Genomic DNA, 12,928 nt, shown 5'->3' with positions numbered 1-12,928 from the left:
CGCCCCTCCCGGTGATCGTCTCCGGACACGGTACTGCGGAGAGATGCCGCCGGTTCCGCTCGTGGCGCCGCCCTGGGCCGGTTGGCGCGTCCCCGGGCGATCATGTGTCACGCGTGGGCCATGGCCGCTCGGGATCACCAGTGCTAGAAAGGTCACATGGCGAATCGTTTCGCCGGTTTTCGACGTTTTTCACTCAGGCCACTGGTCAGCAGGAGCCCGCGAAGCGTAGCCGGGCAGGTGTTCGTTCTTCAGGTGGCCCTGGTCGTGCTGCTCGTGGCCTGCGGTGTTTTCGCCCTTGCCCTGCAGTCGGAGCGGGACACCACCGCCGAGGCCAAGCGCCGCTCCGTAGCCACGGCGGAGACCTTCGCGCACTCTCCCGGGGTCGTGGCGGCACTGCGGACCCCCGACCCGAGCAAGATTCTCCAGCCGGCCACCGAGGCGGCCCGCAAGGCCGCCGGGGTCGACTTCATCGTGGTCATGGACACCAAGGGCATCCGCTACACCCACCCCATACCGAGTCTGATCGGAAAACGGTTCGTGGGCACCATCGGGCCGTCGTTGGCGGGCAAGGTCTACACGGAGAGCGTCCACGGCCCGCTCGGCCACGAGGTGCAGGCCACCGTTCCCATCAAGGACGGCGCCGACAAGGTGGTGGGCCTGGTGTCGGCCGGTCTGAAGGTCAAGAACGTCACCAGTCAGGTGGACCGGCAACTAACGATCATCCTGGGCGCCGGGGCCGGGGCACTCGTGGTGTCCACCGGGGTGACGGCACTGGTGGGCCGACGGCTGCGACGGCAGACCCACAGCCTGGCCCCGGACGAGATGACCCGCATGTACGACCACCACGACACGGTGCTGCACTCCGTGCGCGAGGGAGTGCTCATCGTTGCCGGCGACGGCCGGCTTCTGCTGGTGAACGACGAGGCCAGACGACTGCTGGAGCTGCCCCCCGACGCCGAGGGGCGGCTCGTGTCGCAGCTGTCGAACCTCGAACCCGAGATGGTGGAGCTGCTCGTCTCCGGGCGTGAGGCCACCGACGAGGTGCACTTCACCGGGGAGCGGCTGCTGGCGGTCAACCAGCGGCCCACGGGGCGTGACGGAGGCATCGAGGGAACGGTGGTGACCCTGCGCGACTCCACCGAGCTCCAGGCGGTCACCGGCAGGGCGGAGGTCGCACGGGAGCGGCTGAAGCTGCTGTACGACGCCGGACTCGGCGTCGGCACCACCCTGGACGTGCGGCGCACCGCCGACGAGCTGGCGCGGGTCGCCGTCCCCCGCTTCGCCGACTTCGTCACCGTCGACCTGGCCGACGCCGTGCTGCACGGCGAGGAGCCGGCCCCCACGGCGACGGACCTGCGACGCATCGCCGTGTGCGGCATCCGGAACGACCATCCGCTCTACGAAAGGGGCCGACTGATCGACTTCGCGCCCTCCACGCCCCAGGCGCGCGGCTACGGCAGCGGCCGTTCCGAACTGGTGACGGACCTGTCGACCGCCGTGGGCTGGCACGCGCAGGACCCGGAGCGCACCAAGGAGATCATCGACTACGGCATCCACTCCCTCATCGCCGCCCCGATCCAGGCCGGCGGTGTCGTGCTGGGCGTGGCCAACTTCTGGCGCGCCAAGCAGCACGAGCCCTTCGACGAGGAGGAGCTGTCGCTGGCGGAGGAACTGGTGGCCCGTGCCGCGGTCAGCATCGACAACGCCCGCCGCTACACCCGCGAGCACGCGCTGGCGGTCACCCTCCAGCGCAGCCTGCTGCCGCGGGCCCTGCCCGAGCAGAGCGCCCTCGACGTCGGCTACCGCTACCTGCCCGCCCAGTCGGGTGTGAGCGGGGACTGGTTCGATGTGATCCCCCTGCCGGGCAGCCGGGTGGCGCTGGCCGTCGGCGACGTGGTCGGCCACGGCCTGCACGCAGCCGCCACGATGGGGCGGCTGCGGACCGCGGTGCACAACTTCTCCACCCTCGACCTGCCCCCCGACGAGCTGCTGAGTCATCTGGACGACCTGGTCGGCCGCATCGACCAGGACGAGCAGGACACGGACGGTGTCGCGGGCATTGTGGGCGCCACCTGCCTGTACGCGATCTACGACCCCGTGACGCGCCGCTGCGTCATGGCACGTGCCGGGCACCTGGCGCCCGCGCTCGTCCACCCAGACGGAAGCGTCACCTTCGTGGACGTGCCGACCGGGCCTCCCCTCGGCCTGGGCGGCCTGCCGTTCCAGACCGCCGAACTGGACATCGCGGAGGGCGCCCAGCTCGTCCTGTACACCGACGGCCTCATCGAGGACCGCAGACGCGACCTGGACGTGGGCATGGAACTGCTGCGCGAAGCACTGGCGGGGCACCCCGACCGGTCTCCCGAGGAGAGCTGCCAGGCCGTGCTGGACGAGCTGCTGCCAGGGCGTCCCAAGGACGACGTCGCCCTGCTCATCGCCCGCACCCAGGGGCTGCCGGCCGACCGGATCGCCGACTGGGACGTGCCGCTCGACCCGGCCGCCGTCGCCGGGATGCGCGACACCGTGTCCCGGAAGCTCGACGAGTGGGGCCTGTCCGAGCTCGGCTTCAGCATGGAACTCATCCTGAGCGAGCTCATCACCAACGCCATCCGCTACGGCTCCGAGCCGATCCACGTACGGCTGATCCATGACCGTACGCTCATCTGCGAGGTGACCGACAGCAGCAGCACCTCGCCGCATCTGCGGTACGCGGCGACCATGGACGAGGGAGGCCGGGGCCTGTTCCTGGTGTCGCAGATGGCCGAGCGCTGGGGCACCCGGTACACCCCCCACGGCAAGGTCATCTGGGCCGAACAGGCACTGCCGCGGGTCACCGGGCAGCCCCGCCCGTGAACGCTGTCGGCAAGGATCGAGCTGGGCGCCCGGGGCGCGCTCGGGCGTGGGGAACCAGGTTCTCTTCCGTGCCGAGGTGATCCATGCCGGCGTCGACGTACATCCTCGTCTCGCCGTCGGACCAGCGCACCATGAGGTCCAACCGGTTCCAACCGGTTCCAACCGGTGAAGTCGCCCACGGTGATGATCTCCGCGTGAGTCCAGGTGGAGGTGGGCGCCGGCAACTGCCGCCCGAGGCTGCCCGGGGCCGCCCCCCGCGTGCTCAGGCAGCCGAGGTGAGCCCATCCGGACGATGACCCCGCAAACTTCTCGGCTTCCCCGAAAGACGCGTCAGTTTCCACCGCAGCTTGAAGTACCAGGGCATGGCCTGGTGGTGGCTCGCCGGCAGCTACGACTCCGGGTTCATCGACTACTGCAACGGCCGGGGCATGTCGGTGATGGACTTCTTCAAGGACCCCGTCTCCGGCCACGACCTCGACGCCACCCACCTGATGGCCACCGCCAACGGGTTCCTGGTCAACTCCGACCCCAGCGACAAGCAGTCCGCCACCGGCGGCGACATCGTCGGCTGGGGAGGCGACATCATGACCTTCTACGCCGACTGGCGGAACTCCGAGGAGCGGTACGCCTCCGGCCACGCCTTCTGCGACGCGAAGCTCGCCAAGCCCGACGTCGTCTCCAGCTTCGGCTTCACCGACATGGTCGAGGACGCCGACGGATACCTGCTGGGGAAAGCCGTCGCGGGCGGCCAGAACGTGGTCGACTGGGTCAGGGCCCAGTACAACGGCGGCGGCGCACTGCGCCGCTTCCGCAACCACTTGGACGGCCGCTGGCAGACCGCCGGCAACTGCAAGCAGTCCTGCTGGAACATTCTCACGGCCGTGGACGACGTCACCGTCGACCTCGCCCGCAAGAAGCTCATCATGGCCTCCGGAGCCATGCTTCCGTCCGTGATGATCAATCTTCCCGGCGGCGGCGACAAGCTCGACGCGTTCTGCCTGGGCTTCAGCGACCGCATGCTCGCACTCACCGGCCTGGAGAACACCATGGCCGCCACCTACAAGAGCAACCTGCAGAGGTACCTCAAGGCCGCCGGCCGGCGGGCAGCCGCTCGAGTCGGCCACTGAACCATGGGCGTCATCGCGAACTTCCTCTTCCTCGCCGTACCCGCGCTGCTCGTGCTGGGACTGTGGAGCAGGCCCCTGTTCACCGGCCGGTGGAAGACACCCGGCTGGTTCGTCGTGACAGCCGCGCTCTGCTTCGTCACCACCGTCGTCACGTGGATCATCGGCGGCCTCTGGGGTTCCTCCCTGGACGCGGAAGAGTCCTGCCACGCGGCCGGCGCCACCTACGACCGCTCCTACCGCTCCACGCACTGGCAAGAGCCTTCGCGATGGTTCCCCCTGCACGACAAGTGCAACGCCACCTACGACCTGGTCCCGCCCTGGGTCAACCCGGCCCTGGTGATCCTGCCCCTGCTGGCCGCCATCTGCCTGGGCCTGGCCGTACGACTGGCCGTCGTCAACCAACGCGTCAAGAAGGGCACAGCGTGAACGAGCTGACCAGGCGTCACTTCGTCGGTGCCACCGCCGGGTTGCGACTTCGAGACGCCCAAGGAGTCCCACTTCGAGATCGCGTACAAGCGCGGCCACTCCAAGGTGAAGGGCGCCGCCCGGAAGATCGAGGGCTGGAACACCGGCCCCGGCAACGAAGGCGCGGGCGCCACCGACGCCTTCGACCCCGGGAGACAGTCACGCGCGACGTCGTTCGCGCACCGTAGCGCCGCCACTCGCGCCGCCTAGGTCCTTCCGGGCGATCGGGATCGGACCCACGGCGCCGTCGAATCTCGGCAAGCCGCTGTCAGGTGCGCCGTAATTCGATGGCGCCGCGGGTCCGTGTGCCTTTAGGGTCGGCTCTGTTCGAGCGGTGGCCGATGGGTGCCGCGGGTGACTCGTGCACGTCTGGTGCATGTCCGGGAGGTGTGACCGATGGCTGTCTTCGAGATGGGCGCTGCCCGCATCCAGAAGTTCATCAAGTCCACCTCCGTGGCCGCCGGCTGATCCTCCTCTTCTCTCCGCGCCCGAGCGCGCGTGCCGGGGCCGCCCTTGTGAAGGGTCTCCCTTGACTTCCGCTTTTCTCGCTTTCCCCTCCTCACCGCTCGCCGCGCTCGTTCCCTACGGCTGGGACGACGCCTGGGCCGAGGAGTTCGCCCCGTACGACACCGAAGGGCTGCTGGCCGGGCGGGTGATCCGGGTCGACCGCGGTCAGTGCGACGTGGTCACCACCGACGGGGTGCTGCGCGCGGACACCGCGTTCGTGACGCCGAACGATCCGATGCGGGTCGTGTGCACCGGGGACTGGGTCGCCGTCGAACCCGCGGGCAACCCGCGCTACGTGCGTACGTATCTGCCGCGCCGTACCGCCTTCGTACGCTCCACCTCCTCCAAGCGCTCCGAGGGGCAGATCCTCGCGGCCAACGTCGACTACGCCGTCGTCGCCGTGTCCCTCGCCCTGGAACTCGACCTCGGCCGCGTCGAACGATTCCTCGCGCTGGCCTGGGAGTCCGGTGCGCAGCCCCTGGTCGTCCTCACCAAGGCCGACCTCGTGCCCGACGCGGCGACGCTCGGACACCTCGTCCAGGATGTCGAGACGGCGGCGCCCGGGGTCCCGGTGCTGCCGGTCAGCTCCAGCGCCGGGGAGGGTCTGGACGTGCTCGCGGCGGTGCTGTCGGGCGGCACGTCCGTCCTCCTCGGACAGTCCGGCGCGGGCAAGTCGACCCTCGCCAACGCACTGATCGGCGAGGACGTGATGGACGTACGGGCCGCGCGTGATGTGGACGGCAAGGGCCGCCACACCACGACGACCCGCAACCTTCTCGCCCTCCCCGGCGGGGGTGTCCTCATCGACACGCCCGGACTGCGCGGGGTCGGCCTCTGGGACGCCGAGACCGGAGTCGGGCAGGTCTTCTCCGAGATCGAGGAGTTGGCCGCCGACTGTCGCTTCCACGACTGCGCGCACGATGCGGAGCCCGGCTGCGCGGTTCTCGCCGCCGTCGACTCCGGCGTCCTTCCCGAACGCCGCCTCGACAGCTATCGCAAGCTGCTGCGCGAGAACCAGCGGATCGTCGCCAAGACGGATGCGCGGGTGCGGGCGGAGATTCGACGGGACTGGAAGCGGAAGGGGGCGGAGGGGAGGGCGGCGATGGACGCCAAACGGGGTCGTTGGCACTGAGCCTGCGCGGAACGGGGGTCCGGAGCTGCGCCCCAGGCCCCCGGGTGTGTTCTTCGGCTGCGGACGGGCGGGAGCTGGTCGCGCAGTTCCTCGCGCCCCTGAGGCGGGGGCTGCGCCCCGCATTCCCGCCCGACCGAACTTCTTTGGCCGACGGCGGGTGGGGGTTGGTCGCGCAGTTCCTCGCGTCCCTGAGGCGGGGGCTGCGCCCCGCGTCCCTGCCCGTCCGGATTCGTTTGGCTGATGGCGGGTGGGGGTTGGTCGCGGAGTTTCCCGCGTGCCTTGGGAGCGCTGGCGCGTATCTTTTAGCCCGTCCGGCGTTTGAGGACCGGGGGGCTGGGGGCGGAGCCCCTGGGATGGGACGGGTAGGGGCGGCGGGGGCGGGATCAGGGTTTTTGGGTTGAGCGTCGTGTCTGAAAGCCGCCAGTCGAAGGGCGGACGGTGGCGCAGACTGGTAGGTGTGATTGACGCGGAGACCAGGTACGAGGCGGTGCGGAGCAGGGACGCCCGGTTTGACGGGGAGTTCTTCTTCGCGGTGGAGACGACCGGGATCTACTGTCGGCCCAGCTGCCCGGCGGTGACGCCGAAGCGGCAGAACGTGCGGTACTACACGACGGCCGCCGCGGCGCAGAGCTCGGGCTTCCGAGCCTGCCGCAGGTGCCGCCCGGACGCCGTCCCCGGCTCCGCGGAGTGGAATGTACGGGCCGACGTCGTAGGGCGCGCCATGCGACTCATCGGGGATGGCGTGGTCGACCGGGAGGGCGTCGGAGGGCTCGCCGTCCGGCTCGGATACAGCGCCCGCCAGGTGCAGCGGCAGCTCACCGCGGAGGTCGGCGCGGGCCCCGTCGCCCTCGCCCGCGCCCAGCGCGCCCACACCGCCCGCGTCCTGCTCCAGACCACCGGCCTGCCGATCACGGAGATCGCGTTCGCGGCCGGTTTCGCCAGCGTCCGGCAGTTCAACGACACGATCCGCGCGGTATATGACTCGACGCCGAGCGAACTGCGCGCGGCCGCCGCACCACGGGGCGGGACCGGAGCCCGGCGCACCCTCACCCCCACCGCCGGGATCCCACTGCGCCTCGCCCACCGAGGCCCCTACCAGTCCGCCGCCGTCTTCGACCTGCTCGCCCACGAGGCGGTCCCTGGGGTGGAGGACATCGGCGGCACCCCCGGCCGCCGTACCTACCAACGCACCCTGCGCCTCCCGTACGGCACCGGAATCGTCGCGGTGGACGAACGCTCGCGCGGCTGGCTCGACGCCCGGCTCCACCTCACCGACCTGCGCGACCTCACCACCGCCGTCCAGCGCCTGCGCCGGCTGTTCGACCTCGACGCCGATCCGTACGCCGTCGACGAGCGGCTGGGCGCCGATCCCCGGCTGGCCCCGCTGGTCGCCGCGCGCCCCGGCCTGCGCTCGCCGGGTGCCGCCGATCCGGACGAGCTGGCCGTGCGCGCGCTGGTGGGGCGGGCGGAGACCGAGCGGCTGGTGCGGCGGTACGGGAAGGCGCTGGACGCCCCGAGCGGCACGCTCACCCATGTGTTCCCGGAGCCGGCCGTCCTCGCGGAGGCCGAGCCCGACGGCCCCCTCGGCGCGCTCACCACCGCCCTCGCCGACGGCACCCTGAGGCTGGACGCGGGCGCGGAGCGCGATGAGGCGCAGGAGGCGCTGCTGGCGTTGCCGGGGCTGGACGGCCGTACCGCCGCCGCAATCCGTACGCGCGCGCTCGGCGACCCCGACGTGGTGCCGCCGGGGGTGGACGTGCCGGACGCGTGGCGCCCGTGGCGCTCGTACGCCGTTCAACACCTCAGCGTGGCTGGGGAGTTGGAGTGAAGTCCCCGCGCTGCCGTCGGGAACGTCAGTGTCGCGGTGCCGGGAGCAGGCGCGGTTCCAGGCGCTCCTCGACCGCCCGGTCCCCCTCGCGCCGGACGACGTACGCCCCCTTGCCCGGCGTCTCGCTGACGGTCTCGACGAGTTCGGTACCGCGGTAGACCAGGCCCACGCCGTCGTCGGTGCAGTGGCTGAGCGGCAGCGTGCCCTCGGCGACGAGCCGGTGGACCAGGGGGCGGCGGCCGGGGTCGGTGTCGTAGTGGACGCCGTTTCCGTACGGGAGGAAGCCGAGACCGTTGGTGAGCGGGCGCAGTTCGGGGCCGAAGGAGTCGGTGGTGCCACCCTGGAACCAGCAGATCGATCCGGCGCTCACCCCGCTGAGGACGACCCCGGCCTGCCACGCGCGACGGAGCATCGCGTCCAGTCCGTGTACGCGCCACACGGCGAGCAGGTTCGCCACCGAACCGCCCATCACCCACACCACGTCCTGCTCCAGCACCGCCGCCTCGATGTCGTCGAGGTTGGGCATGGGGAAGAGGTGCAGCGGCGTCAGGTCGAAGCCCGCCACGCGCGCCGCCTCGCTCATCCGAGTGGTGAAGTGCTCGGCGTCGCCGATCGCGGTACCGACATACATGACCCGGGGCCGGCGCCCGTGCACGCCCGACAGTTCGACTGCGTGGTGGACGAGCGCGTCGAACGTCAGCCGGGTGCGGCCGCCGACGCGGTGACCCCCCGACGTGGCCAGGACGGTGGGTTCCGTGGCGGTCATGGTCGGTGACCCTACCAAGCGTCGTCGCGGCTCCGGTCAGTCCTCCAGGCCCCAGCTGTGGATGCGCCGGGGATGGATGCGGATCAGTTCCTCGCTGAAGTGCGGCCCCAAGTCGTGGGGGCCGGTGAGGAGTTCCGCCTCGCCCCGGATGTCGATGCCCCGCACCTTCCACGGCTGTCGGCTGACGATGTCGTCGACGACGAGCGCCACCTTCGGGTTCTTCCGCAGGTTGCGCCACTTCTTCGTGGTGCCCATCGCGTAACCGCCGATCAGGATCGTCCCGTCGTCCTGCGGGAAGAAGCCGACGGGGTTCGCCTGCGGCTGCCCGTGGGCGTCCACGGTGGCCAGTCGACCCAGTCGCTGTGTGGTGAGGTAGGCGCGTTCCGCCTCGCTGAATTCGGTCATGGCAGCAGCCAAACACGCCCGTGCGCGGACCGCATCGGGTCCTGGTCCTAGGTCTCCCGCTCCAAAGCGGTGCGGACGTGGCTCTGTTCGGGACGATCGAACGATAGGTCCTACGAATCAGTGGTGTGGGTGAGTGGGGACGGCCAACGGTGTGACCTTTCGTTGACCGGCCCGACGGTCAGGGAAGCGATCCCGTATGACCCGCGTGATCAAGGCTCGTCATCTCCTCACCGCCCTGGTGACCGTTCTGACGCTCGTCCCGCCGGCCGCGAGCGCCGATGCGGGGTCCACCCCCCTCACCGGCCATGACCGCGGCCTCGACAGCGACCAGGCGTATTGGACCGGCACCTGGGAGACCGCCCCTTCCGGAACCGCCCCCGCCCTGCCCGGCGCCTCGATCCGCAACGTCGTGCACACCAGCGTCGGCGGCAGCGCCGCCCGCATCCGCGTCTCCAACCGGCTCGGCACCGCACCCCTCCAACTCGACGCCGTCACGGTCGCGTTGCAGGAGTGGGGCAGGCCCACGAGCCCGAACGCCACCCCGGGGTCGCTGCGCGTCGCCACGTTCGCCGGCCGCCGATCCGTGACGATCCCCGTGGGGCAGGACATGGTCAGCGACCCCGTCGATCTCCCGATCCCCGCCGACGCCAACCTCCTGATCTCGGTCCACACCCCTGCCGACTCCGGCCCGGCGACCTACCACCGCTCCGCGTTCCAGACCAACTTCCTGGCCCGCGAAGGGGACCGGACCGCCGACGAGCCCGGCACCGCGTACACCGTCACCCTCGGCAACTGGTACTACGTGACCGGTGTCGACGTACTCGACGCTCCCGCCGCGGGCAGCGTGGTCGCGCTCGGGGACTCTCTCACCGACGGCACCGGCTCGACGTCCAGCGCCAACCGCCGCTGGCCCGACCTGCTCGCCGCCCGTCTGCGCATGCTCCCCGCGTACCGCCGGCTCGGTGTCCTCAACGCGGGGATCTCCGGAAACCGCCTCCTGCAGGAGAGCGGCGGCCCGAGCGCCCTGACCCGCCTCGACGCCGACGTCCTCTCCCGCGCCGGAGTGCACACGATGATCGTGCTGGAGGGCATCAACGACATCAAGGGCACGCCCGAGCAGACGGACCCCCTCGCCATCGAGGACGCCTACCGCCGGATCGTGGTGCGCGCCCACGCCCGCGGGATCCGGGTCGTCGGTGCCACGATCACCCCGTACGGCGGATATGGCGCCTATACGGAGTCCCGCGAGGCGCTCCGGCTGACGGTCAACGCCTTCATCCGCAACGCCGATCTCTTCGACGCGGTCGTGGACTTCGACGCCGCCGTCCGCGACCCGGCCGACCCGCATCGCATCCGCCCCGCCTACGACCCCGGCGACCACCTCCACTTCAACGACACCGGGATGCAGGCGCTGGCCGACGACATCGACCTGGACACGCTCCTTCCCTAGGCGGGCAGCCCCCACCGGGGAGCGTCCGCGTTCGGCCGTACCGGCGTGATGGTCAGGTCCGGGCGGTCGCCCTTCGCCGTGATCAGCGCCGACTCGTCGCGGCGCAGGGCGACTTGGATCGTCCCGTCGCCGACCGTCTCGTACCGCAGCGGCCGTCCCCGCCCGTCCCGTACGTCGATCGCGCCCTCGATGCCGTGCCGTACGACGCAGGGCGCGCCCGCCTCGCTGACCAGCCGGACCCAGCGGGTCGCGCCGCCCTTCCGTACCGCGCTGAGCAGAAAGGCGCCCTGGGTGCGGAAGTCATGGACCGTCAGGTCCGCCCAGGCGGCGGGCAGGGCGGGGAAGACCCGGACGACGCCGCCCCAGGACTGGCAGACCATGTCGTGCAGGGACTGGGCGGCCGACAGCGGCGTCTCGATGACCGGGCCCGACTCCTTGTACATGGTGTTCGGCTGGATGAAGCGGGTCATGAGCTGACCGAGGTACTCGAGAGCGTCCTCGCCCTTGCCGAGCAGCGCGGACATCGAGGCGGCGCCCGTGAAGGTGTAACCCTGAAGGGCACCCTCGAAGCCCACCCAGTGCGCCAACGACTTCTCGATCAGCGCCAGTTCGTCGGGCGTGCGGCCGGTCAGCTCGTACAGCGGGTACACCGCGAGCAGATGCGAGTAGTGCCGGTGCGACTTCGCGAAGGGGATGTCCACGCCGATCATGAAGCCGTTGGTGTCCGTCGGGTACGGCACCCGCTTGGCCAGCACCTCGCGCCAGCGCGGCGCCAACGCGTCATCGATGCCGAGGAGTTCGGCCGACTCCAGCAGGGTGCGGCAGCCCCAGGTCAGCAGCATCAGGTCGTAGTTGCAGTCGCGCGAGTTGCCGCCGTACTCGGGGGAGAAAGTGGCGGGCAGGTGCAACTTCCCGTCCGCGCCCGGCTCCAGGAAGTGCAGGTAGTAGTTGATCGCCTTGCGCAGCAGGGGGAAGAGGACGTCCCGCAGGATCGACTCGTCCATGGTGTGGCGGTAGCTGAGCCAGACGTTGTGCAGGGCCCAGGTGAGGTTGCCGACCTCGGGAGTGGGCGGGTCCTGGCCGGGGATGCCGACGCCGTAGCCGGTGAGGGTGCCCGCCGCGCCGTTGACGAGCTGCGGGTCCGTGGTGCGCGGGATGCCGAGCGAGTCGGCGCGGTACCGGTCCGCCACCTCCTTCGACAGATTGCCCCGGAACTCGCTCAACGCCCTGGTCACGGCGTCGAGTTCGAGGTGGTTCGAGCCGTGGATCAGCCAGTACTCCAGCTGGACGTTGAGGTTCCACCAGGTGTTGGGCCAGGGTGTGGACTCCAGCCAGGGCCCACTGGTCGCCATCACGGGCGCGTCCCGCCGGGCCGCCGACGCCGTCTTGTAGAGCTGGATCCAGTAGAAACGCTGGATGCGTGCGTCGGGGAGGGAGAGGAAGCTCTTGCGGTAGTAGGCGTGCCACCAGGCGCGATGGGTTCCCGCCAGCAGGTCGTACGGCAGCGCCGACGCCCCGCGCACGGTGGCGAGCGCCCGGCCCAGCGCCGTGGACCTGGGATACGAGTGCGCGACATGCACGTACAGGCATCGTGTTCCGCCCCGCGTCCGCTCCCGCCACGCGGTCACGTGCTGTCCACCCGACAGCAGGGGCTGTACGGCGGTGGAGACGCCGTCGTGTGTGGCGACCTCGGCGGGCGGATTGCCCTGGTAGCCGTCCGGGAGGGGCTTGAAGTCGGCGCGCGGGCTGATCGCGTCCGCCGGGTGGAAGACCCAGCGGAAGTCGCGCTCGCCCTCGCTGGGGGTCACCTCGACGGCGAGGACCGAGCGGGAGTTGTGCACCAGGGCGCGGAGCGTGAGCGTGCCCTTGTCCGTGGTGAGCGTGCCGGTCAGCTCGGCGTCGCGCAGCCCGAGCCGCCAGTCCAGCCCCGTGATCGCGCCCACCGGCTCCAGCGTGAACCAGCCGATGGGCAGGCGGGCGAGGCCGAAGAGGGAGCCGAACTCGGGGCGGTGGTCCTGCACCTGCGAGTGCTGGACGTTGAAGCGCACGGCCGAGAAGGAACCGGTCTCCGCGCCCGGTTCGGCGTAGATCCCGGAGCCGAGGAAGCCGTTGCCGAGGTAGGGGCCCTCGTACCAGGTCTTCGGCATCCGCTGCCAGACCAGATCGGCGTCTTCGAGGACGGTGCGCCAGGGGTCGGAGGTGTCCGCGCGACCGGCCGCCCGGGCCTGGGCGGGCATGCCTCCGGCGAGCAGGGTGCCGCCGAGGGCGGATCCGGTGGCGAGGACGGTACGTCTGGACGGGCTGGGCATGCGGGTGCCTCCAGGCGGCTCGAGCGACTGCGCTTCAGGCGTTTCATCGATTCATCGGAGCTATCCCGCGATGCAACGTAGAGAAG

At 70.8% G+C, this 12,928-nt stretch carries 10 protein-coding genes; 7 read left to right on the top strand and 3 right to left on the bottom strand.

Going from position 1 to position 12,928, the window contains the following annotated elements; genetic code table 11:
• The first annotated feature begins 156 nt into the window (after positions 1-156).
• The 6 genes from SMIR_RS06395 (at position 157) to SMIR_RS06370 (ending at position 7,912) form a co-directional block, all read left to right on the top strand.
• Entirely contained in the window at positions 157-2,853 is a 2,697-nt protein-coding gene (locus SMIR_RS06395; protein ID WP_168496930.1) for a SpoIIE family protein phosphatase, read from the top strand.
• Positions 2,854-3,200: 347 nt separating this feature from the next.
• On the top strand, positions 3,201-3,980 hold the full coding sequence (locus SMIR_RS06390) for a hypothetical protein (RefSeq protein ID WP_249938388.1): 780 nt from the start codon (positions 3,201-3,203) through the stop codon (positions 3,978-3,980).
• Between the two features lie 3 nt (positions 3,981-3,983).
• On the top strand, positions 3,984-4,406 hold the full coding sequence (locus SMIR_RS06385; protein ID WP_168496932.1) for a hypothetical protein: 423 nt from the start codon (positions 3,984-3,986) through the stop codon (positions 4,404-4,406).
• 27 nt (positions 4,407-4,433) lie between these two features.
• Complete coding sequence (locus SMIR_RS06380) at positions 4,434-4,655, top strand: hypothetical protein (RefSeq protein WP_212726727.1); 222 nt, start codon at positions 4,434-4,436, stop codon at positions 4,653-4,655.
• A 319-nt stretch (positions 4,656-4,974) separates the two neighbouring features.
• Positions 4,975-6,084: a ribosome small subunit-dependent GTPase A gene (gene rsgA / locus SMIR_RS06375; RefSeq protein WP_168496936.1), complete on the top strand. Its 1,110-nt coding sequence runs from the start codon at positions 4,975-4,977 to the stop codon at positions 6,082-6,084.
• Between the two features lie 460 nt (positions 6,085-6,544).
• Complete coding sequence (locus tag SMIR_RS06370; RefSeq protein WP_212728318.1) at positions 6,545-7,912, top strand: bifunctional transcriptional activator/DNA repair enzyme AdaA; 1,368 nt, start codon at positions 6,545-6,547, stop codon at positions 7,910-7,912.
• 25 nt (positions 7,913-7,937) lie between these two features.
• Here SMIR_RS06370 and SMIR_RS06365 read toward each other — a convergent pair whose 3' ends face one another.
• On the bottom strand, positions 7,938-8,678 hold the full coding sequence (locus SMIR_RS06365) for a Type 1 glutamine amidotransferase-like domain-containing protein (protein ID WP_168496938.1): 741 nt from the start codon (positions 8,676-8,678) through the stop codon (positions 7,938-7,940).
• A gap of 36 nt (positions 8,679-8,714) precedes the next feature.
• Positions 8,715-9,083, bottom strand: coding sequence for a PPOX class F420-dependent oxidoreductase (locus SMIR_RS06360; RefSeq protein WP_101401642.1), 369 nt, complete (start codon positions 9,081-9,083; stop codon positions 8,715-8,717).
• 196 nt (positions 9,084-9,279) lie between these two features.
• On the opposite strand from SMIR_RS06360, the gene SMIR_RS06355 reads away from it, so the two are divergent.
• On the top strand, positions 9,280-10,533 hold the full coding sequence (locus SMIR_RS06355; protein WP_168496940.1) for an SGNH/GDSL hydrolase family protein: 1,254 nt from the start codon (positions 9,280-9,282) through the stop codon (positions 10,531-10,533).
• On the opposite strand, the gene SMIR_RS06350 is transcribed toward SMIR_RS06355, so the two are convergent.
• Complete coding sequence (locus SMIR_RS06350) at positions 10,530-12,842, bottom strand: glycosyl hydrolase family 95 catalytic domain-containing protein (protein ID WP_168496942.1); 2,313 nt, start codon at positions 12,840-12,842, stop codon at positions 10,530-10,532. The genes SMIR_RS06355 and SMIR_RS06350 overlap by 4 nt on opposite strands.
• Between the last annotated feature and the right edge of the window lie 86 nt (positions 12,843-12,928).

This window comes from Streptomyces mirabilis (assembly GCF_018310535.1).
Classification (GTDB): domain Bacteria; phylum Actinomycetota; class Actinomycetes; order Streptomycetales; family Streptomycetaceae; genus Streptomyces.
Note: the sequence above shows the minus strand (reverse complement) of the source record. Positions and strands in the feature narration are given on the sequence as shown.